Consider the following 20,838-nt stretch of genomic DNA (forward strand, 5'->3'; position numbering starts at 1 on the left):
TCAAAGCCTAATTTTTTACAATTATACAGATGATTTCTTTTCTGTTAAGATAGTTTCAACAACAATTTTTGGAGGACAAAACATGTCAACTACAATTATCGGTTTCCCTCGTTTGGGTGAATTCCGCGAATTAAAATTTACAACTGAAAAATACTTTAGAAAAGAAATCTCAGAAGAAGAACTTTTAGCTGCTGCTAAAGAATTGCGTGCAAAACACTGGAACATCGTTAAAGAAAAAGGCATTTCTGAAATTCCATCAAATGACTTTTCTCACTATGATAACTTCCTAGATGCAGCTTTCCTTTTCAACGTAGTTCCTGCATCAGTACAAAACTTAGAATTATCTGATCTTGAACGTTACTTTGCTTTGGGACGTGGTTACCAAGGAGAAAAAGGGGATGTTCGTGCTCTTCCAATGAAGAAATGGTTTAATACCAACTACCACTATATCGTTCCAAAATTTGAAAAAGACACTCAAGTAAAATTGGCTGGTCACAAGATCTTTGATGAATTCCAAGAAGCGAAAGAGCTTGGACTTAACACTCGTCCTGTCCTTGTAGGTCCATTCACGTTCCTTCAATTGTCAGACTTTGAAGAAGGTGTGAAAGCAGAAGACTTCGCAGATAGCTTAGTGGCTGCTTACCAAGAGGTTTTTGCGAAATTGGCTGAACTTGGTGCAACTCGTATCCAACTCGACGAAGCTGCTCTTGTCAAAGACTTGACAGAAGAAGAAAAAGCCCTCTTCTTGAACATCTACAACAAACTCTTGGCTGATAAAAAAGGTCTTGAAGTCTTGCTTCAAACTTACTTCGGAGACGTTCGTGACGTTTACGCTGACCTTGTGAAATTGCCAGTAGATGCGATCGGTCTTGACTTCGTTGAAGGTAAGAAAACTCTTGAACTCGTTAAAGGTGGCTTCCCAGCTGACAAGACTCTTTATGCAGGTATTGTCAATGGTAAGAACATCTGGCGCAATAATTACGAAAAGAGCTTGGCGATTCTTGAGCAAATCCCAGCTGAAAACATCGTTTTGACAAGCTCATGTTCACTTCTTCATGTGCCATTTACAACAGCTAACGAAGAATTTGAACCAGCTATCTTGAATCACTTTGCTTTCGCAGTTGAAAAATTGGATGAGATCCGTGACTTGGATGCTATCCGCAACGGTCAAGGTGCAGAAGCACTTGCAGCTAACAAAGAACTCTTTGCGACTGAACGTGTTGGTGAAAATGCGGAACTTCGTGCGCGTATCGCTGGATTGACAGACGCTGATTACACTCGTTTGCCAGCCTTTGCAGAACGTGAAGCTATCCAAGAAGATGCCTTCAAACTTCCAGCTCTTCCAACAACAACCATCGGTTCATTCCCTCAAACTAAGGAAGTTCGTGCTAAACGTTTGGCCTTCCGTAAGGGTGAATTGTCACAAGAAGAATACGATGCCTTCCTTGCTGAAACCATCGACGAATGGATTAAATGGCAAGAAGAAGTTGGATTTGACGTGCTTGTACACGGTGAATTCGAGCGTAATGACATGGTTGAGTACTTCGGTCAAAACTTGTCAGGTTACCTCTTCTCTAAAAACGGTTGGGTACAATCATACGGTATGCGTGGGGTTAAACCACCAATCATCTGGGGCGATGTGACTCGTCTCAACCCAATCACTGTGAAATGGTCAAGCTATGCACAAAGCCGTACTGACAAACCTGTTAAAGGTATGTTGACTGGACCTGTTACTATCCTTAACTGGTCATTCCCACGTGAAGACATCTCTATCAAGGATTCTACTCTCCAAATCGCTCTTGCAATCAAGGATGAAGTTCTTGACCTTGAAGCTGCAGGCGTGAAAATCATCCAAATCGACGAGGCTGCTCTTCGTGAAAAATTGCCACTCCGTCGTAGCGACTGGTACGAAGACTACCTTGACTGGGCTATCCCAGCCTTTCGTTTGGTACACTCAACAGTAGCACCAGACACACAAATCCACACTCACATGTGTTACTCAGAATTTACAGATATCATCCCAGCTATCGACAACATGGATGCGGACGTTATCTCATTTGAAGCTAGCCGTTCAAATCTTGAAATCTTGGACGAACTCAAAGCTCAAAACTTCCAGACAGAAGTGGGTCCTGGAGTTTACGATATCCACTCTCCTCGTGTGCCTAACGAAGGCGAAATCGACCACACAATCGAAGCCATCCTTGCTAAAGTACCAAGCAAGAAAGTATGGATTAACCCTGACTGTGGTTTGAAAACACGTGGTATCCCAGAAACGAAAGAAAGCTTGATCCGCCTTGTAGACGCTGCGAAAGCTGCGCGTGAGAAATTGTAAGAAAAGACAATTCTCTCTACACGGTTGATCAGTAAGAAATCAACTAGAAAAGGTTCATACATATGTCACGTCAAACACCGTCACTCTCATTTGAAGTTTTCCCTCCAAATCCAGCAGTAGGCAATGACAAAATTATTGCAGCTCTGAAAGACATGCAGGGCTTAGCACCACACTTCATCAGTGTAACTGCTAGCAATAATAAATTTAATATCAAAGAGACGACGGTTCGTTTGGCAGACTATATCCAAAATGACTTGGAGATTCCGACCATTGCTCACTTGCCAGCTATCTACCTAACTAAGGATAAGGTAGCTGAGACTATTGCAGATTTGGATAAGGTTGGGGTTCAGAAAATCTTGGCTCTTCGTGGAGATATCATTCCTGATGTGGAGCCACAAAAAGATTTCCGTTACGCGACAGATTTGATCGAATTTATCAAGGAACAGGCGCCACATTTTGAAATTATTGGAGCTTGTTACCCAGAAGGGCACCCTGATTCACCAAACCAAATCTCAGATATTCAAAATCTGAAAAGAAAAGTGGATGCAGGCTGCTCAAGCCTTGTCACTCAGCTTTTCTTTGACAATGAGCGTTTCTACGATTTTCAGGATAAGTGCACCTTGGCTGGTATTGATGTACCTATCCATGCTGGAATTATGCCAATCCTGAATCGTAACCAAGCGCTTCGTCTCTTGAAGACTTGTGAGAATATCCATCTCCCACGTAAGTTCAAGGCTATTTTGGACAAGTATGAGAATGACCCTGAGTCACTCAGAGCAGCAGGACTTGCCTATGCCGTAGACCAAATCGTGGACTTGGTAACGCAAGACGTAGCAGGTGTGCATCTCTACACCATGAACAATGCAGATACTGCTCAGTACATTCACCAAGCAACCCATGCCTTGTTTAATCACCAATCTTTAGGATAATAAAAAGCAAACCATTCTTCTTTTCATAGAGGAATGGTTCCTTTTTAATAGAAAAGCCAGCACTTTTTAAGAAAAATATGATAAAATAGACTCTGTACGTACTTGATACAAAGATGAGGGTATTAAATAATACAATACATTCAAACTGCAAGGTTTAGCGACACGAGCGAGTCAAATCGATATTATTTGACGAGGGAGTTAGTAAAGCATTTAGCTAATCGCATGATAGCGATTAGCGTGAAAGGTTTAGATGCTTTAGTATCAAACCTTTCTAATGATTTGTATCTTGATCTTTGTAGGCAAGGCGTATAATATTATCAATCCAAAGGGGATTAAAATGACAAAACAAGTGTTTCAAACGACTTTTGCGGGTCGTGAGTTGATCGTAGAGACTGGTCAGGTTGCTAAGCAAGCAAATGGCTCTGTTGTCGTGCGTTATGGTGAGTCAACTGTCTTGACGGCAGCTGTCATGTCTAAGAAGATGGCAACTGGGGACTTCTTCCCACTTCAAGTTAACTACGAAGAAAAAATGTATGCGGCTGGGAAATTTCCTGGTGGCTTTATGAAACGTGAAGGACGTCCTTCAACAGATGCGACCTTGACAGCGCGTTTGATCGACCGTCCAATCCGTCCAATGTTTGCAGAAGGTTTCCGTAACGAAGTGCAAGTGATCAACACAGTTCTTTCTTACGATGAAAATGCATCTGCACCAATGGCAGCGATGTTTGGTTCATCATTGGCTTTGTCTATCTCAGACATTTCATTTGACGGACCAATCGCTGGGGTACAAGTGGGTTATGTTGATGGGGAAATCGTCATCAACCCAAGTCAAGAACAAGCAGAGCAATCGCTTCTTGAATTGACAGTAGCTGGTACAAAGCACGCTATCAACATGGTAGAATCTGGTGCCAAAGAATTGTCAGAAGAAATCATGTTGGAAGCTCTTCTTAAAGGACACGAAGCTGTTAAAGAATTGATTGCCTTCCAAGAAGAAATCGTTGCGGCAGTCGGTAAAGAAAAAGCAGAAGTAGAATTGCTTCATGTGGATGCTGAATTGCAAGCTGAAATCATCGCAGCATACAACAGCGACCTTCAAAAAGCGGTTCAAGTTGAAGAAAAATTGGCGCGTGAAGCTGCAACTCAAGCAGTCAAAGACCAAGTAACAGCAGTTTACGAAGAAAAATATGCAGACCACGAAGAATTTGACCGTATCATGCGTGATGTGGCTGAAATCTTGGAACAAATGGAACATGCAGAAGTGCGCCGTTTGATCACTGAAGACAAGGTTCGTCCTGACGGCCGTAAGGTCGATGAAATCCGTCCTTTGGATGCTCAGGTTGACTTCCTTCCTCGCGTACACGGTTCAGGACTCTTTACTCGTGGACAAACGCAAGCTCTTTCTATCTTGACCTTGGCACCAATGGGTGAAACGCAAATCATCGATGGTTTGGATCCAGAGTATAAGAAACGCTTTATGCACCACTATAACTTCCCACAATACTCTGTTGGTGAAACTGGCCGTTACGGTGCACCAGGTCGTCGTGAAATTGGTCACGGTGCTCTCGGTGAGCGTGCTCTTGCTCAAGTATTACCAAGCTTGGAAGAATTCCCATATGCCATCCGTTTGGTAGCAGAAGTCTTGGAATCAAATGGTTCTTCATCTCAAGCATCTATCTGTGCAGGTACTCTTGCCCTTATGGCAGGTGGTGTGCCAATCAAGGCACCAGTAGCAGGTATTGCCATGGGTCTCATCTCAGATGGAAACAACTATACAGTATTGACAGATATCCAAGGTTTGGAAGACCACTTTGGAGATATGGACTTCAAGGTTGCAGGTACTCGTGACGGGATTACAGCCCTTCAAATGGATATCAAGATCCAAGGGATCACTGCAGAAATTTTGACTGAAGCTCTTGCTCAAGCCAAGAAAGCTCGTTTTGAAATCCTTGATGTGATTGAAGCAACGATTCCAGAAGTTCGTCCAGAATTGGCTCCAACTGCTCCGAAAATTGATACCATCAAGATTGATGTGGACAAGATTAAGATTGTCATCGGTAAAGGTGGAGAAACGATCGACAAGATCATCGCTGAAACAGGCGTTAAGATTGATATTGACGAAGAAGGAAATGTGTCTATCTACTCTAGCGACCAAGATGCCATTAACCGCGCTAAAGAAATCATTGCTGGCTTGGTTCGTGAAGCCAAAGTGGATGAAGTTTACCATGCGAAGGTTGTTCGTATCGAGAAATTTGGTGCCTTTGTTAACCTCTTTGACAAGACAGATGCCCTCGTACACATCTCTGAAATGGCTTGGACTCGTACCAATAATGTCGAAGACTTGGTAGCCATTGGTGATGAAGTGGATGTTAAGGTAATCAAGATTGATGAAAAAGGACGTGTGGATGCTTCTATGAAGGCTCTTCTTCCTCGTCCTCCAAAACCTGAACGTGATGAAAAAGGTGAAAAATCAGAGCGTCCTCACCGCCCACGTCATCACAGGGATCACAAACCTAAGAAAGAATTTACAGAAACACCAAAAGATTCAGAATAAGAAAAGGAGAAATGTATGGGATGGTGGCGTGAAACCATTGATATCGTAAAAGAAAATGATCCAGCGGCTCGCACCACTTTGGAGGTTCTTTTGACCTATCCTGGTGTAAAAGCCTTGGCTGCCCACCGTCTCTCTCATTTTCTCTGGAAACATGGCTTTAAGCTCTTAGCTCGTATGCATAGCCAGTTTTGGCGTTTTTGGACTCAGATTGAGATCCATCCTGGAGCTCAGATCGAATCTGGTGTTTTTATCGACCATGGTTCAGGACTTGTGATTGGGGAAACAGCTATCGTTGAAAAAGGGGTTCTTCTATACCACGGGGTAACTCTTGGCGGGACAGGGAAGGATAGTGGCAAACGCCATCCGACCGTTCGTAAAGGAGCTCTTATCTCTGCTCATGCCCAAGTCATCGGACCTGTAGAAATCGGTGAAAATGCCAAGGTCGGTGCTGCAGCGGTCGTTGTGGCAGATGTTCCTAGCGATGTAACGGTTGTCGGTATTCCTGCTAAGATTGTCCGAGTGCATGGTCAAAAGGATGAACCAACCATTCACGAAGTCGAAGAAAAACGAGAGTATTACGTCAATAAACTCGAGCAAGCGAGAGATGCCAGTCATAGATCGTCTGAGCTGTAGAGGGTATCTATATGATTCAAGCAAGAAATAAGTTAAGCCAAGAGGAGTTATTTGAGGCGAAAAAACTAATTAACTGTTGCCAAGCCTATGATGGAACTTATCGTGATCCTTATCTTTCTAACATGCTTAATTTTGACCTAAACATGCCTGCCTTTTTCCTTTTTTACGAAAAAGGCGAACTGGTTGGTTTGTTAACTGTCTATGCTGATGACCAAGATGTGGAAGTGACGATACTGGTTCATCCCAATCATCGCCGTCAGGGAATTGCACGTGCTTTGTTTACTAGCTTTGAGAAAGAAACGACTTCTTTCCCTATTCGTTCAGTGACTTTTCAGACAGAACGTATTTTTCTAGAGCGTCATCCTGATTTTGTCAGTAACTGGGGATTGGTCGAGGATGAAGAGACAGAAACTTGGTTAGGTAAGGATAGAAGACCTTACCCGTTAGCAAACGTTTCTAATCTTGAAGTTTTGTTAGCAGATAGCTCGTATCAGGAGCAAATTAGTCAGTTAAAATTTCAGGCATTTTCAGAGGAACATGAATCTAGAGAAGTTGTGGATAGATATGTTGCTAAAGCTCTGAAGGATCCAGAAAGTCGTCTATATATTTTACTAAAGAATAATCAGGTTATTGGAACTTGCACGGTTGATCTATCGAGTAATACGAATTATTTCTATGGTTTAGCAATAGCTGAACTTGAACGTGGAAAAGGTTATGGAAGATATTTAGCAAAATCCCTCGTCAACCAACTGATTGAGCAAAATGATAAGGAATTTCAGATTGCAGTAGAGGACAGCAACGTAGGTGCCAAACGCTTATATGAAAAGATTGGCTTTGTCAAACAAACCCAAGTGGTTTATCTGAATGCGAAAGAGTAATAAATGCTATTAGAAGAATTTGAAAATGTACCTGCTGTTATCGAGCCAACTGATCGAAGCCTCCTTAGTGGTGGAGAAGTTTGTGATACCATAATCTTGTCTTTTAATGGAGAAATCCTTGAACGAGTTAAGCAGATAGATGGTGTCTACGAAGGTGGCTATCTTACCAATCTAAATGGCAAACTGCCATGGTATATCTATGAAAAAGATGGGAGTAAGGTAGCAGTTGCTATGGCTACGATTGGTGCTCCAATGGTTGTTGGACTCTTAGAAGAACTCAAAGCAAGAGGTTTTAAAAACTTTATCGTTTTAGGGTCTTGTGGAGTTCTAGACCAGTCTATTCAAGCAGATAAGATTATCCTACCAAGCTCGGCTTTACGTGATGAAGGTACTAGTTATCACTATGCTCCAGCAAGTGATGAAATAGCCTATGAGCGATCTCTACTCTTAACTATGGAAAAAGCCTTGGATAAAGCTGGTATTGAGCATATTCGAACAAAGTCTTGGACCACAGATGCCTTCTATCGTGAGACAGCTGCTAAAGTCAAACGAAGACTGGCGGCAGGAGCTAGAGTTGTAGATATGGAAGCTTCAGCTATCATGGCCTGGGCCCAATATCGACAAGCCAATGTCTATCAATTTTTCTACACAGCTGACTATGTCGACCATCACAATCACGAATGGGATGCTAGACGCGAGGATAGAAAAGCGGATTCTATGACTTTCTTTGAGATTGCCCTAGTCATTGCTCAAGAGTTAGTTTAGACTAGTCTTTACGATAAATTCGAAACAAGAAAGGAAGGGAGCCTAACGGAAAACATAGAAATAAAACTTCCGTAGCGACTCCCTTCATCTTTTTACTTCATTCTTCTTTTATGTTTAGAAAGGAGCAAGGAAATCCGATTTGTGACAGGCAATCGGACTAAAATTTCGTTGAACAGTTAGTTATGAAAATATCTGTTTATGAATTTTAGCTTTCCTGACTATTATTTTATGATTAAAATCTATGACACCATGTCTCGTGATTTGCGAGAATTTGTCCCAATCGAGGACGGCAAGGTTAAGATGTATGTCTGTGGGCCGACAGTTTATAACTATATTCATGTGGGGAATGCCCGCTCAACAGTAGCCTTTGACACTATTCGTCGCTATTTTGAATATCGTGGCTATGAAGTAGCCTACATTTCCAACTTCACTGATGTGGATGATAAGATTATCAACCGTGCCAAGGAAGAAGGCATCACACCTCAGGAAGTAGCGGACAAGTACATTGCTGCCTTTCGTGAGGATGTGACGGCTTTGGGGGTGAAACCTGCAACTCGTCATCCTCGTGTAGTCGAGTTTATGGATGATATTATTCGTTTTGTAGAAGACTTGATTGAAAAGGGCTATGCCTATGAGAGCCAAGGAGATGTCTATTTTCGTGTAGAAAAATCTCATAACTATGCTAAGTTGGCCAATAAAACCTTGGAAGACTTGGAGCTAGGTGCCTCAGGTCGTACAGATGAGGAAACAGCTCGCAAGGAAAATCCAGTCGATTTTGCCCTTTGGAAAGCTGCTAAACCAGGTGAGATTTCTTGGGATAGTCCATGGGGACCAGGTCGCCCAGGCTGGCACATCGAGTGTTCAGTCATGTCAACTGAGATTTTAGGAGATACCATCGATATTCACGGTGGTGGAGCAGACCTTGAGTTCCCTCACCATACAAATGAAATTGCCCAGTCAGAAGCTAAAACAGGCAAGACCTTCGCCAACTACTGGATGCACAATGGCTTTGTCAATATCGACAATGTCAAGATGTCCAAGTCTTTGGGAAACTTCATTACGGTACACGATGCTCTCAAAACTATCGACGGTCAAGTATTGCGTTTCTTCTTTGCGACTCAGCACTACCGTAAGCCTATCAATTTTACGGAAAAAGCAGTGCGTGATGCGGAGACAAATCTCAAGTATTTGAAGAACACCTATGAACAACCATTTACTGGAACTGTAGATGCTCAAGAGTTACAGGCATTTAAAGATAAGTTTGTAGCTGCTATGGATGAGGATTTCAATACAGCTAATGGAATCACAGTTGTCTTTGAAATGGCCAAATGGATCAATTCAGGTAACTATGATGCAGCCGTCAAGGAAACTCTTGCGGCTATGTTAGAAGTCTTTGGAATCGTCTTTATTGAGGAAGTTTTGGATGAAGAGATTGAAGCTTTGATTCAAAAACGCCAAGAAGCGCGTGCTAATAAAGACTTTGCAACAGCTGATCAAATCCGTGACCAACTAGCTGCACAAGGGATTAAGCTACTTGACACCAAGGATGGAGTGAGGTGGACACGTGATTGATGTCAATCTCATTAACGGGATTGCTCTAGCTTTTGAAGGAGATGCAGTTTATTCTATGTATATCCGTCGCCATCTCATTCTCAAAGGCATGACCAAGCCCAATAAACTCCACCAAGAGGCAACCAAGTATGTGTCGGCCAAGGCTCAGGCACACTTGATTTCCCACATGCTGGAAGAAGAAGTCCTAACGGAAAAAGAAGAAGAAATCTATAAACGAGGTCGCAACACCAACAGCCATACCAAGGCTAAGAATGCGGATGTGGTAACCTACCGTATGTCCACGGGTTTTGAAGCGGTCATGGGCTATCTTCATATGACTGAAAATGTGGAGCGCCTCGAAACCTTGATTTCTTGGTGCATCCAAAAAGTGGAGGGCTAGAAATGATTGCAAAAGAACTACTGGATTGGTTTCCTGATGGTAAAATCTTAGATCAGCCAGTTGATAAAGAGGGTTATCTAAGTCTACCTCTGTCAAATTATCAGTGGCTTTTGCTTGAGGAAGCTAGTCTTAGCGAGCGTGAAAAACAACTGGTGGCTCTCTTAACCAAACAGGAGCAAACCATTTCCCTCAATCCCTGGTATAGTTATCTCATTGAAGGCAAAGGACAGGCACCGCAAAACTTTAAAAAGTTGCAGCTTGTTTATTGTCACCTCTCCTATTTTCAACAGGAGAATTTGTCTTCTTGGTTAGACATGATGAGAACCCTCTTTCCAAATTACTTGACTATGATTCAGGTGGGATCCCAAGATTACATTTTTGTTCTTCAACAGGACAAGTACTCGTCAGTTCGTTCTATCCTAACAGACACTCTTGAAGCTGTAGAATATGACTTTGGCGTTCGTCTATCGATCATGCTTGGCCAGGTCTGGGCTCAGAATGCCCAGCAAAACTTAGCGAGCTTGATTAAGGCAGAGCGTGAGCTATTTAAGACTTGGTGGCGTCAAGGTCATCAAGGAGTTCATACTTTTTCTCAACTCTATCTGTGGAGTATGGGTGAAAGAATCGTGGATCTCCGAGTTGTCAAGGAATATCTGCATCAGCAGATTCTAGATCAAGATCAGATTCAGGAAATTATTTTGTCTCTTTGGGACAATAGTGCGGTTCTGACAAAAACAGCTCAGCAACTCTATCTACACCGCAATTCTCTCCAATACAAGATTGATAAGTGGGAAGAACTGACAGGGCTACAGTTGAAAGAATTGACTGATTTGACCTTGTGTTATCAGTTGATTTTACCAGATATAATCTAAAGTTTTGTGCAAGTTGCACAGAACTTTTTTATTTTTTTGGTCACCTTGCCATAGAAATGTAAAGCGTTTTCATATATAATAAAACTATCAAATGACAAAAGGAGTTCACCGAAATGGTAGAATTAAATCTTAAAAATATTTACAAAAAATATCCAAATAGCGAACACTATTCAGTTGAAGATTTCAACTTGAACATCAAAGACAAAGAATTTATCGTTTTCGTAGGACCTTCAGGATGTGGTAAATCAACTACTCTTCGTATGATTGCAGGTCTTGAAGACATCACAGAAGGTACTGCATCTATAGATGGCGTGGTTGTCAACGACGTGGCTCCAAAAGACCGTGACATTGCCATGGTATTCCAAAACTACGCTCTTTACCCACACATGACTGTATACGATAACATGGCCTTCGGTTTGAAATTGCGTAAATACAGCAAAGAAGACATTGACAAACGTGTACAAGAAGCAGCAGAAATTCTTGGTTTGAAAGAATTCTTGGATCGTAAACCAGCTGACCTTTCAGGTGGTCAACGTCAACGTGTTGCCATGGGTCGTGCAATCGTCCGTGATGCCAAAGTATTCTTGATGGACGAACCTTTGTCAAACTTGGATGCTAAACTTCGTGTATCAATGCGTGCTGAAATCGCTAAAATCCACCGTCGTATCGGAGCTACAACTATCTACGTAACTCACGACCAAACAGAAGCGATGACACTTGCAGACCGTATCGTTATCATGTCAGCTACTAAAAACCCTGCTGGTACTGGTACTATCGGACGTGTTGAACAAATCGGTACTCCTCAAGAAGTTTACAAAAACCCAGTGAACAAATTCGTAGCAGGATTTATCGGAAGCCCAGCTATGAACTTCATCAACGTTAAATTGAACGGTGACCGCATTGTTGCTGACGGATTTACTTTGAAAGTTCCAGAAGGTGCTTTGAAAGTTCTTCGTGAAAAAGGCTACGAAGGAAAAGAATTGATCTTCGGTATCCGTCCAGAAGACGTAAATGCAGAACCTGCTTTCCTTGAAACATTCCCAGAATCAGTTGTGAAAGCAACAATCTCTGTATCAGAATTGCTCGGTTCAGAATCTCACCTATACTGCCAAGTTGGTAAAGATGAGTTCGTTGCAAAAGTTGACGCTCGTGACTACTTGCAAGCAGGTGCAACAGTTGAACTTGGATTTGACTTGAACAAAGCACACTTCTTCGACGTAGAAACTGAAAGAACAGTTTACTAAGATAGATTTTAAATAATGAGCACTACTAGAGTTTTTCTAGTAGTGTTTTTTTATCAAGTTTAGCAAACTCTTACAGAATGGGCTTTACTAGTTTTCATATCCTCAAAAAAGTGTTAAAATGGTAGGAAGAATTGGAGAGTATGCATGCCGAAAGAAGTAATTTATTCAGGCGATGAAGTCGTCGCTTTAACGCAAAAATATTTATCGAAAGAAGATGTGGCTTTTGTACACAAGGCCTTGGTTTATGCTGTAGAATGCCATAGTGGCCAGTATCGTAAATCAGGCGAGCCTTATATTATCCACCCTATTCAGGTAGCAGGTATCTTGGCTAAACTCAAGCTAGATGCTGTCACTGTTGCCTGTGGTTTTTTGCATGACGTGGTAGAAGACACAGATGCTACTTTAGATGACTTAGAACGCGAATTTGGTCACGATGTTCGAGTGATTGTAGATGGTGTTACCAAGCTTGGCAAGGTTGAGTATAAGTCTATCGAGGAGCAGCTGGCTGAGAATCACCGTAAGATGCTCATGGCTATGTCAGAAGATATCCGTGTTATCTTGGTCAAACTCTCTGACCGCCTACACAATATGCGCACCCTCAAGCACCTTCGTAAGGACAAGCAGGAGCGTATTTCCAGAGAAACCATGGAAATCTATGCGCCACTTGCTCACCGTTTGGGGATTTCAAGTGTGAAGTGGGAACTGGAAGATCTCTCTTTCCGCTATCTGAATCCAACTGAATTTTACAAGATTAGTCACATGATGAAGGAAAAACGTCAAGAGCGTGAAGCCTTGGTCGATGAAGTTGTGACGAAACTCGAGGAATACTCATCTGAGCGCCATCTTACAGGAAAAATCTACGGTCGTCCAAAGCATATCTACTCTATCTATCGTAAGATGCAGGATAAGAAAAAACGCTTTGAAGAGATCTACGACCTGATTGCTATTCGTTGTATCCTAGATACTCAGAGTGATGTCTATGCGATGTTGGGCTACGTTCATGAGCTTTGGAAACCGATGCCGGGACGTTTTAAAGACTATATTGCCAATCGTAAGGCCAATGGTTACCAGTCTATCCATACGACTGTTTATGGACCAAAAGGGCCGATTGAGTTCCAGATTCGTACTAAGGAGATGCACGAGGTTGCTGAGTACGGGGTTGCGGCTCACTGGGCTTACAAAAAAGGAATCAAGGGTCAGGTTAATAGCAAGGAATCTGCTATTGGGATGAACTGGATCAAGGAGATGATGGAGCTCCAAGATCAAGCAGATGATGCCAAAGAATTTGTGGATACTGTCAAAGAAAACTATCTGGCTGAGGAGATTTATGTCTTTACTCCAGATGGGGCGGTTCGTTCACTTCCAAAGGATTCTGGACCGATTGACTTTGCTTATGAAATTCATACAAAAATTGGGGAAAAAGCGACTGGTGCCAAGGTTAATGGCCGTATGGTTCCATTGACGACCAAGTTAAAAACGGGTGACCAGGTTGAAATCATCACTAATCCAAATTCATTTGGACCAAGCCGTGACTGGCTCAATATGGTCAAGACCAGCAAGGCTCGTAACAAAATTCGTCAGTTCTTTAAAAACCAAGATAAAGAATTGTCCATCAATAAAGGTCGTGAATTGCTGATTAGTCAGCTCCAAGAAAACGGCTATGTGGCCAATAAATTTATGGACAAACGCCACATGGATGAAGTCCTTCAAAAAACCAGCTACAAGACAGAAGAAGCGCTATTTGCGGCGATTGGTTTTGGAGAAATCGGAGCCATCACTGTCTTTAACCGTTTGACTGAGAAGGAACGTCGTGAAGAAGAGCGGGCCAAAGCTAAGGCAGAAGCAGAAGAACTGGTCAAGGGTGGCGAAGTCAAGGTGGAGAACAAGGACACGCTTAAGGTTAAGCATGAGGGTGGAGTAGTCATCCAAGGTGCTTCTGGGCTCTTGATCCGGATTGCCAAATGTTGTAACCCTGTTCCAGGTGATGATATCGTCGGCTATATTACTAAAGGACGCGGAGTTGCCATCCACCGTGTAGACTGTATGAACCTTCGTTCACAGGAAAACTACGAACAACGTCTACTCGATGTTGAGTGGGAAGACCAATTCTCAAGCAAGGAGTATATGGCTCACATCGATATTTACGGGCTCAACCGTTCTGGTCTATTGAATGATATCTTGCAAGTCTTATCAAATACAACTAAGAATATTTCAACCGTTAATGCCCAACCAACCAAGGATATGAAATTTGCTAATATCCATGTTTCCTTTGGAATTTCAAACCTTTCAATGCTGACCACCGTGGTTGATAAGATTAAGAGTGTACCAGAAGTCTACTCGGTTAAACGTACCAATGGTTAAGTTGGCTTGATATCATCAGAAAGGATTGCTATGAAAATTATCGTTCAGCGTGTCAAGAAAGCACAAGTTTCTATTGAGGGTCAAGTATATGGGAAAATCCAGCAGGGGCTCTTACTCTTAGTAGGTGTTGGACCTGAGGATCAAAAAGAAGATTTGGAGTATGCAGTCAGAAAGCTTGTCAATATGCGAATTTTCTCAGATGCTGAAGGCAAGATGAACTTATCGGTTAAGGATATCCAAGGCCAAATCCTCTCCATCTCTCAGTTTACTTTGTTTGCAGATACCAAAAAGGGAAATCGTCCAGCCTTCACAGGCGCAGCCAAGCCTGATATGGCATCAGACTTCTATGATGCTTTCAACAAAAAATTAGCTCAAGAAGTGCCCGTTCAGACAGGCATCTTTGGAGCGGATATGCAGGTTGAGCTGGTCAATGACGGACCGGTTACCATTATCCTTGATACGAAAAATAGATAAGAAAGACCAAGCCCGACCGGCTTGGTTTTTCTCATCTATCACAAAATATTCCAAAATGAAATCGGTTCTTGATAAGCTTTGGGGAAGTCTTGTTTCAGGATTTGGCAGGTGCGATAGGAAGGGATGAAATGTCCTAGGATGAGGAGAGTTCCCTGAAGGAAGAGTGGGACACCCCTTAAAAACAGCAAGGAGAGAATTATCAGGCTATCCCATAGGAGGATTTGTAAGGCAAAACGCCAGAATCTAGGTCTAATCTGGGAATAGAGTTGACTGAAGTGGTCACAAAGCTGGTTAGACAGATAGGTCAATAGCACAGGATGAAAGAAAATGAGCCAACCACTGTAAATCAAAATCCAATCCCACGTCAGTCCCTCTTTAAATGTCAAAAATGCCAGCATGATTCCATCGATGATAAGGAGTTGAATGGTTTTGATGTAGATGATTTTTTCATGATAAAACCTTTTTTTCCTTAGAGACACTCCCACAAAGAGATATGTTTGTCATAAAAGTCTGGATAGTTTTCTCTTAGGTGGCTAGCCGTTATATAATAAAAAGTAGAATGACAGGAAGTAAAGACTGGAGTAAGAGAGTAAAAATGTTGAGGGCCAGTGATGGCTAAAAAGACAAATAATAGTAGGTCAGTGGAGAGAATCTTTAAGTAGTAAAGGCGAATTTTTTTGTTCATCTGAGGATAAATCTCAGAGAAATGTTTTTTGAGTCGATTGACCAAGCGAAATAGCAGTAGTCCTTGAGCAAGGATGAAAATGAAGCAAAAAATCAGGCCTCTCTCCAAAGAAAGTTCGTATCGGGGTCTGAAAGTTACTAACAGTAGCAAATCGCTGACTACGATGGCTGTAAAATGGATTCTAAAGAGATTTTTCATAAGATGACCTCCCTCTTTTATCTAGCTTCATTCTACTCCAAAAGAATGGGAGTTACAAGTAAAATGATAAAAAATTTTAGTAAGGAGATTCTATTAAGTCGGCTTGCTTTCTTTATTTGAGTTTCCTTCTATTTTTCCACTTCTTCATCATTCCAGACAAATAAAGCTCCGATTGCATTGAGGATATAAAAGATGTATTTTCCGATATTGGCAAAGTTTCCTTGAATGCCAGCCTTTGTCAGCTGAACGAAATTGTAAATCAACCAAAATCCCCACTGAGTTGTCAGTTTCAATGCATTCAAAGCATTGGCAATGAGGGAGAGTGCAAAGGCAATAGTTGTTACGTAGGCAAGGAGATTCATCTTTCCTCCATAGCCGATATAGTTGGTCATAAATGCAAAGAGGAAGGCGATGATTGAAATGATGATGGCAGCTAATTTTATCTGTTTTTGGCTCATTTGGTTGGGTCTGCCTTCTTGCGAAGCTTCCCATTTCTTAATAGCAAAGGTATAAATGAGGAAGGTGACAGGATATAGTCAATGGTGCCGGACAAAATCGTATTGACAATGCCAAAGTAATTTCCCCATTTGCTTAATTTTCCCGTGAAACGAGTGGACAACATGGAAATCCCAACGTTGGTTACGGAAATCAATCCAAAGGGCACAAGGGCAGTCCATGGGCCCCAGTCTACGAATTTATCGAGACGGGAGTTGAGGTAACCAGATGCGATCGCAATTCCAACGACCAGAGCAACACCAAAGAGGTCAAACCATTTGGATGTCGCAAAAATTTTTAGTGATTTTTTCATAGGTTAAAATATCTTTCTTTTTTTTACAAACATTCTACAACAAAATGAGAGTAACATCAAATGCTAGAAATAAAACCCTGAAAATCAAGCTTTCAGGGTTGGTAGGGGACTTGAGAAATTAGTTCATTTTTTCAACATAGAGTTGTTTGGCAATTTCTAGGCTGACTTGGAGTTCTTCATTCTTGTGAATCAGAGTGAAGGTATTAGAGAAGCCATCAAACTGCTTGACTTGTAGTTGGTCTCCAATATGGATGCTGTGTTTTTCCAAATATTGGAGAAGTTCAAAGCTATCATGGACCCGAGTCAGTAGATAGGTTCCTGCTTCTTTGATATCCGAGAGAGGAAGGTTATTGATCTCAACTAAAAGCTCTCCCTTAGCAGGAATGGTTCCTCCATGGGGACAGGTTTTTGGAAAACCTAACATTTTGTCTAATTTCTCGACAAAAAAGTCTGAAACCGTATGTTCTAATACCTCCGCTTCGTCATGAATCTGGTTACTGGTATAGTCCAGATGATGAACCAGAAAAACTTCAATGAGTCGGTGCTTTCGGTAAAGGTCAGATACAAGTTTTAAACCAATATCCGTTAGTAAGTAGCCCTTTTTCTGATCTTTTAGGATAAGATTTTCGGCTTGCATGCGCTTGATCATCTCGGTTACCGCAGGAGGTGATACCTGCATCCGAGCAGCGATTTCCTTATTGGTAATCTTAGGAACTTCCATGCCAATCTCATAAATACATTTTAAGTAATCTTCTTTATTTGGTGTCATTCGCATTTCCTTGTTTATTATCTCTATCTAGTATACCAAAAAAAGCTAGATTTCTCTAGCTTTCTGTCTTGTTACAGGTGGGCTTTCTTTTAGTCAAGCGACTTTGCTGCTTCAATGGCTGCTTCAAAGTTTGGCTCGCTGTTGATATTGTCTACGTATTCGACATATCGGATGATATTGTCTGTATCAAGGACAAAGACTGCACGTGCGAGCAGATGCCATTCATTGATTAAGAGGGCATAATCGCGTCCAAAGGAGTGGTCGAAGTAGTCTGAGAGCATGATGGCATTTTCAATTCCTTCAGCACCACACCAGCGCTTTTGAGCAAAAGGTAGGTCCATGGAAACAGTCAAGACGACCGTATTATCCAGTCCAGCCAGTTCTTCGTTAAAACGACGCGTTTGAGTTGAGCAGATGCCTGTATCGATAGAAGGTACGACACTCAAGACTTTTTTCTTACCGTCAAAATCAGCCAGAGATTTTTTAGAAAGGTCTGTTGTAGTGAGTGAAAAATCAAGTGTCTTGTCGCCGACTTGTAGTTGTTTACCTGTAAAGCTCACAGGATTTCCGAGAAAAGTTACCATAAGATACTCCAATCTTTTTTCTTTCATTCTACATTAAATGTTCAGAGTTTTCCAATAATTTGACCGGATTTTGAATCAAAAAACGCCAATTCAAGGTGACTGACGTTTTTAAAATGATTATTTAGCTAAACCTTCAGCAATCTTGTCAAGGTTGTATTTCATCATGTTGTAGTAGCTATCGCCTTCTTTACCTTGTTCTGCGATTGAGTCCGTAAAGATTTGAGTATAGATTGGGATGTTTGTGTCTTTTGAAACAGTCTTCATTGGACGATCATCGACACTGGATTCAACAAAGAGTGATGGAACTTTCATTTGGCGAAGTTTTTCAACCAAAGTCTTGATTTGGTCAGGTGTTCCTTCTTCTTCAGTGTTGATTTCCCAAATGTATGCACTCGGTACACCGTAAGCTTTAGAGAAGTATTTGAAGCATCCCTCGCTGGTTACGATGAGTTTCTTGTCAGCATCAATAGCGTTAAATTTCTCTTTGGCTTCCTTGTCAAGCTTGTCTAGTTTTTCAGTGTATTCTTTGAGATTCTTTTCGTAGAATTCCTTGTTGCTAGGGTCTTTAGCGATGAGTTGCTTAGCAATATTTTGAGCATAGATGATCCCGTTTTCAAGGTTGAGCCAAGCGTGTGGGTCTTCTTTGCCTTTTTCGTTTTGACCTTCAAGGTAGATAACATCAACGCCTTCGCTGACTGCAAAGTAGTCTTTGTTTTCAGTTTTCTTAGCATTTTCTACCAATTTTGTAAACCAAGCATTGCCACCTGTTTCAAGGTTGATACCGTTATAGAAAATCAAATCAGCTTGAGAAGTTTTCTTGACGTCTTCAGGTAGTGGTTCGTATTCGTGTGGGTCTTGACCAACAGGAACGATACTGTGAAGATCAATCTTGTCTCCTGCGATATTTTTAGTAATATCAGCGATGATTGAGTTTGTGGCAACAACTTTTAGTTTTTGACCAGAAGCTGCATCTTTTTTTCCACTAGCACATGCTACAAGAGCGATGACGGAAAGAAAGAGAACGAGTAATGTACCTAATTTTTTCATTAGATCCTCCAATTTATTGGGGTTTTGCCCCTTATTTTAACAAATGTTTATTTTTCAGTTTCAAATATCGTTGTTTTGGAGCGATAAAGAAGCTAATGAGAAAGAAACTAGCAGCTGTGAGCACGATACTAGAACCTGCCGCAACGTTAAAGCTATAGCCGATAAAGAGCCCCAAAACTGAAGCTATCGCTCCAAAGGTTGAGGAAAGGAAAATCATGCTTTTCAGGCTATTAGCATACAGATAAGCAGTTGCTGCTGGGGTAATCAGCATGGCTACAATCAGGATAGTTCCGACACTTTGCATGGCTGTCACAGATACGAGAGTTAGGAGTACCATGAGAAGGTAGTGATAGAAATTGACAGGCATTCCCATGGCTTTGGCCAAGAGTTCATCAAAGGACGTTATCAAGAGTTGCTTGAAGAAAATCCAGATTAACAAGAGAATGGCTGCCCCTACCCCCATGGTAATAAACATATCCGTATCTTGGACGGCCAGGATATTACCAAAAAGGATATGGAAAAGGTCAGTTGAACTTTTAGCGACACTAATCAAGATGATACCGAGGGCTAAGAAAGAAGAAAAGGTAATGCCGATGGCGGTATCGCTTTTGACAATCGAGTTTCCCTTGATGTAGGTAATGATGATAGCAGCTAGCAGTCCAAAGACAATGGCTCCGATAAAGAAGTCAATGCCCAAGATGAAGGAGAGGGCTACACCTGGTAAGACAGCATGTGAAATGGCATCTCCCATGAGTGACATCCCACGTAGAATGATGAAACATCCTACAGCTCCAGCTACGACCCCGATAACAATAGCTGTTATCAAGGCATTTTGTAAGAAATGGAATTTTTGTAATCCATCGATAAATTCTGCAATCATAGGTCACCTCCATTGAAAAAGAGTCGATTACCGTAAGCTTCTTTGAGATTGGCTTCGGTAAAGGTTTCTTTGGTCGGACCAAAAGCAATCACTTCTCGATTGACAAGCAAGACTTGATCGAAGTAGTTGGGAACCTTGCTGAGGTCGTGGTGGACGATGAGAACCGTCTTTCCAGCTTTTTTAAGATCTCTCAGCGTATTCATGATGATTTCCTCACTGACTGAGTCAATCCCAACAAAGGGTTCATCCAAGAGGATATAGTCGGCTTCCTGCACCAAACATCTGGCAATCAAGACCCGCTGGAATTGACCTCCAGACAGTTGACTGATTTGCCGTTCAGCGTAGTCAGCTAGGTCGACGATTTCAAGGGCCTCTTGCACTTTCTTCCAATGTTTAGCATTTAAACTTCGAAAGAGAGGAATAGAGGGAAATAGTCCTAACGAGACGCATTCCTTGACCTTGATGGGAAAGTTGTAGTCAATATGAATTTTTTGCTCGACATAGGCAACTCGATGTAAGGATTTTTTAACTTCCTTGTCATCGAGAAATGCCTGACCTTGATGTGGGATAATTCCCAGCATACCTTTTAATAATGTTGATTTCCCAGCGCCGTTTGGACCGATGATTCCGGTAATCGTTGGTCCTTGGAGCACTAGTGAAATATCCTTTAGTGCCAACGTTTCTTTGTAGGAGACACTGAGGTTTTCGATACGTATCATACAGTTATATTCCTCCTATCTTTTAATATACATTAAAATAAAAATTAAGTCAAGTTAATTTTGTAAATATTTAAAATATTAACTAGAAAACAATCAGAAGAAGACGGTATTTTTAATTGCATTCCCCAGGGATTTTTGCTAAGCTAGGAATAAGTGAA

The 20,838-nt window shown here is 41.7% G+C and carries 20 protein-coding genes and 1 pseudogene; 13 read left to right on the forward strand and 8 right to left on the reverse strand.

Annotated elements, in window-relative coordinates:
* The first annotated feature begins 82 nt into the window (after positions 1-82).
* From metE to dtd, 12 genes are all read left to right on the forward strand, one after another.
* A complete protein-coding gene (metE, locus tag QM406_RS08240) occupies positions 83-2,332 on the forward strand; it encodes a 5-methyltetrahydropteroyltriglutamate--homocysteine S-methyltransferase (protein ID WP_414273938.1) in 2,250 nt (749 codons plus the stop codon).
* 62 nt (positions 2,333-2,394) lie between these two features.
* A complete protein-coding gene (gene metF / locus QM406_RS08245) occupies positions 2,395-3,261 on the forward strand; it encodes a methylenetetrahydrofolate reductase [NAD(P)H] (protein ID WP_049508411.1) in 867 nt (288 codons plus the stop codon).
* 337 nt (positions 3,262-3,598) lie between these two features.
* Positions 3,599-5,812 (forward strand): polyribonucleotide nucleotidyltransferase, encoded by a 2,214-nt coding sequence (gene pnp / locus QM406_RS08250; protein WP_414273939.1) that lies wholly within the window; start codon positions 3,599-3,601, stop codon positions 5,810-5,812.
* A 15-nt stretch (positions 5,813-5,827) separates the two neighbouring features.
* Positions 5,828-6,445 carry a serine O-acetyltransferase gene (cysE, locus tag QM406_RS08255; RefSeq protein ID WP_414273940.1) on the forward strand — a complete coding sequence of 206 codons (618 nt, stop codon included), beginning with the start codon at positions 5,828-5,830 and terminating at the stop codon, positions 6,443-6,445.
* 11 nt (positions 6,446-6,456) lie between these two features.
* Positions 6,457-7,323: a GNAT family N-acetyltransferase gene (locus QM406_RS08260; protein WP_414273941.1), complete on the forward strand. Its 867-nt coding sequence runs from the start codon at positions 6,457-6,459 to the stop codon at positions 7,321-7,323.
* 3 nt (positions 7,324-7,326) lie between these two features.
* On the forward strand, positions 7,327-8,088 hold the full coding sequence (locus QM406_RS08265; RefSeq protein WP_414273942.1) for a nucleoside phosphorylase: 762 nt from the start codon (positions 7,327-7,329) through the stop codon (positions 8,086-8,088).
* Positions 8,089-8,316: 228 nt separating this feature from the next.
* Positions 8,317-9,660, forward strand: a complete 1,344-nt coding sequence (gene cysS / locus QM406_RS08270) for a cysteine--tRNA ligase (protein WP_414273959.1) — start codon at positions 8,317-8,319, stop codon at positions 9,658-9,660.
* Positions 9,653-10,039: a Mini-ribonuclease 3 gene (locus tag QM406_RS08275; protein WP_414273943.1), complete on the forward strand. Its 387-nt coding sequence runs from the start codon at positions 9,653-9,655 to the stop codon at positions 10,037-10,039. The genes cysS and QM406_RS08275 overlap by 8 nt, the downstream gene beginning before the upstream one ends.
* 2 nt (positions 10,040-10,041) lie before the next feature.
* On the forward strand, positions 10,042-10,911 hold the full coding sequence (locus QM406_RS08280; protein ID WP_414273944.1) for a helix-turn-helix domain-containing protein: 870 nt from the start codon (positions 10,042-10,044) through the stop codon (positions 10,909-10,911).
* 113 nt (positions 10,912-11,024) lie between these two features.
* Positions 11,025-12,155: an ABC transporter ATP-binding protein gene (locus QM406_RS08285; protein ID WP_049504000.1), complete on the forward strand. Its 1,131-nt coding sequence runs from the start codon at positions 11,025-11,027 to the stop codon at positions 12,153-12,155.
* A gap of 144 nt (positions 12,156-12,299) precedes the next feature.
* Positions 12,300-14,516 carry a RelA/SpoT family protein gene (locus tag QM406_RS08290; RefSeq protein WP_001123766.1) on the forward strand — a complete coding sequence of 739 codons (2,217 nt, stop codon included), beginning with the start codon at positions 12,300-12,302 and terminating at the stop codon, positions 14,514-14,516.
* A gap of 30 nt (positions 14,517-14,546) precedes the next feature.
* Positions 14,547-14,990, forward strand: coding sequence for a D-aminoacyl-tRNA deacylase (dtd, locus tag QM406_RS08295; protein ID WP_153225439.1), 444 nt, complete (start codon positions 14,547-14,549; stop codon positions 14,988-14,990).
* A 38-nt stretch (positions 14,991-15,028) separates the two neighbouring features.
* Here the strand turns inward: dtd and QM406_RS08300 are convergent, their stop codons facing one another.
* The gene (locus QM406_RS08300; RefSeq protein WP_414273945.1) at positions 15,029-15,376 is read right to left on the reverse strand and encodes a hypothetical protein; all 348 of its coding nucleotides are present in this window, start codon (positions 15,374-15,376) and stop codon (positions 15,029-15,031) included.
* Here QM406_RS08300 and QM406_RS08305 point away from each other — a divergent pair.
* Complete coding sequence (locus QM406_RS08305) at positions 15,308-15,463, forward strand: hypothetical protein (protein ID WP_414273946.1); 156 nt, start codon at positions 15,308-15,310, stop codon at positions 15,461-15,463. The genes QM406_RS08300 and QM406_RS08305 overlap by 69 nt on opposite strands.
* On the opposite strand, the gene QM406_RS08310 is transcribed toward QM406_RS08305, so the two are convergent.
* From QM406_RS08310 to QM406_RS08340, 7 genes and pseudogenes are all read right to left on the reverse strand, one after another.
* Positions 15,460-15,873 carry a hypothetical protein gene (locus QM406_RS08310; protein WP_228113874.1) on the reverse strand — a complete coding sequence of 138 codons (414 nt, stop codon included), beginning with the start codon at positions 15,871-15,873 and terminating at the stop codon, positions 15,460-15,462. The two genes, QM406_RS08305 and QM406_RS08310, sit on opposite strands and share 4 nt — an antisense overlap.
* Positions 15,874-16,001: 128 nt before the next feature.
* Positions 16,002-16,681: pseudogene (locus QM406_RS08315) on the reverse strand (nicotinamide mononucleotide transporter).
* Positions 16,682-16,799: 118 nt separating this feature from the next.
* Positions 16,800-17,450: a metal-dependent transcriptional regulator gene (locus QM406_RS08320; protein ID WP_414273947.1), complete on the reverse strand. Its 651-nt coding sequence runs from the start codon at positions 17,448-17,450 to the stop codon at positions 16,800-16,802.
* An 89-nt stretch (positions 17,451-17,539) separates the two neighbouring features.
* Positions 17,540-18,034, reverse strand: a complete 495-nt coding sequence (gene tpx, locus QM406_RS08325; RefSeq protein ID WP_414273948.1) for a thiol peroxidase — start codon at positions 18,032-18,034, stop codon at positions 17,540-17,542.
* Positions 18,035-18,151: 117 nt separating this feature from the next.
* The gene (locus tag QM406_RS08330; RefSeq protein WP_414273949.1) at positions 18,152-19,081 is read right to left on the reverse strand and encodes a metal ABC transporter substrate-binding lipoprotein; all 930 of its coding nucleotides are present in this window, start codon (positions 19,079-19,081) and stop codon (positions 18,152-18,154) included.
* Between the two features lie 31 nt (positions 19,082-19,112).
* Positions 19,113-19,961, reverse strand: coding sequence for a metal ABC transporter permease (locus QM406_RS08335; RefSeq protein ID WP_075229540.1), 849 nt, complete (start codon positions 19,959-19,961; stop codon positions 19,113-19,115).
* Entirely contained in the window at positions 19,958-20,680 is a 723-nt protein-coding gene (locus tag QM406_RS08340) for a metal ABC transporter ATP-binding protein (RefSeq protein ID WP_414273950.1), read from the reverse strand. Before QM406_RS08340 ends, QM406_RS08335 begins: the two co-directional genes overlap by 4 nt.
* Positions 20,681-20,838 lie beyond the last annotated feature (158 nt).

This window comes from Streptococcus infantis (assembly GCF_047465035.1).
In the GTDB taxonomy this organism is placed as follows: domain Bacteria; phylum Bacillota; class Bacilli; order Lactobacillales; family Streptococcaceae; genus Streptococcus; species Streptococcus infantis_T.

Coding starts and splice junctions, on each gene's coding strand:
- QM406_RS08320 (WP_414273947.1), bottom strand. CDS start 17,450: ATGACACCAAATAAAGAAGATTACTTAAAATGTATTTATGAGATTGGC.
- QM406_RS08310 (WP_228113874.1), bottom strand. CDS start 15,873: ATGAAAAATCTCTTTAGAATCCATTTTACAGCCATCGTAGTCAGCGAT.
- QM406_RS08305 (WP_414273946.1), top strand. CDS start 15,308: ATGAAAGAAAATGAGCCAACCACTGTAAATCAAAATCCAATCCCACGT.
- tpx (WP_414273948.1), bottom strand. CDS start 18,034: ATGGTAACTTTTCTCGGAAATCCTGTGAGCTTTACAGGTAAACAACTA.
- QM406_RS08290 (WP_001123766.1), top strand. CDS start 12,300: ATGCCGAAAGAAGTAATTTATTCAGGCGATGAAGTCGTCGCTTTAACG.
- pnp (WP_414273939.1), top strand. CDS start 3,599: ATGACAAAACAAGTGTTTCAAACGACTTTTGCGGGTCGTGAGTTGATC.
- QM406_RS08340 (WP_414273950.1), bottom strand. CDS start 20,680: ATGATACGTATCGAAAACCTCAGTGTCTCCTACAAAGAAACGTTGGCA.
- QM406_RS08335 (WP_075229540.1), bottom strand. CDS start 19,961: ATGATTGCAGAATTTATCGATGGATTACAAAAATTCCATTTCTTACAA.
- QM406_RS08330 (WP_414273949.1), bottom strand. CDS start 19,081: ATGAAAAAATTAGGTACATTACTCGTTCTCTTTCTTTCCGTCATCGCT.
- cysE (WP_414273940.1), top strand. CDS start 5,828: ATGGGATGGTGGCGTGAAACCATTGATATCGTAAAAGAAAATGATCCA.
- metE (WP_414273938.1), top strand. CDS start 83: ATGTCAACTACAATTATCGGTTTCCCTCGTTTGGGTGAATTCCGCGAA.
- QM406_RS08285 (WP_049504000.1), top strand. CDS start 11,025: ATGGTAGAATTAAATCTTAAAAATATTTACAAAAAATATCCAAATAGC.
- QM406_RS08265 (WP_414273942.1), top strand. CDS start 7,327: ATGCTATTAGAAGAATTTGAAAATGTACCTGCTGTTATCGAGCCAACT.
- metF (WP_049508411.1), top strand. CDS start 2,395: ATGTCACGTCAAACACCGTCACTCTCATTTGAAGTTTTCCCTCCAAAT.
- cysS (WP_414273959.1), top strand. CDS start 8,317: ATGATTAAAATCTATGACACCATGTCTCGTGATTTGCGAGAATTTGTC.
- dtd (WP_153225439.1), top strand. CDS start 14,547: ATGAAAATTATCGTTCAGCGTGTCAAGAAAGCACAAGTTTCTATTGAG.
- QM406_RS08280 (WP_414273944.1), top strand. CDS start 10,042: ATGATTGCAAAAGAACTACTGGATTGGTTTCCTGATGGTAAAATCTTA.
- QM406_RS08260 (WP_414273941.1), top strand. CDS start 6,457: ATGATTCAAGCAAGAAATAAGTTAAGCCAAGAGGAGTTATTTGAGGCG.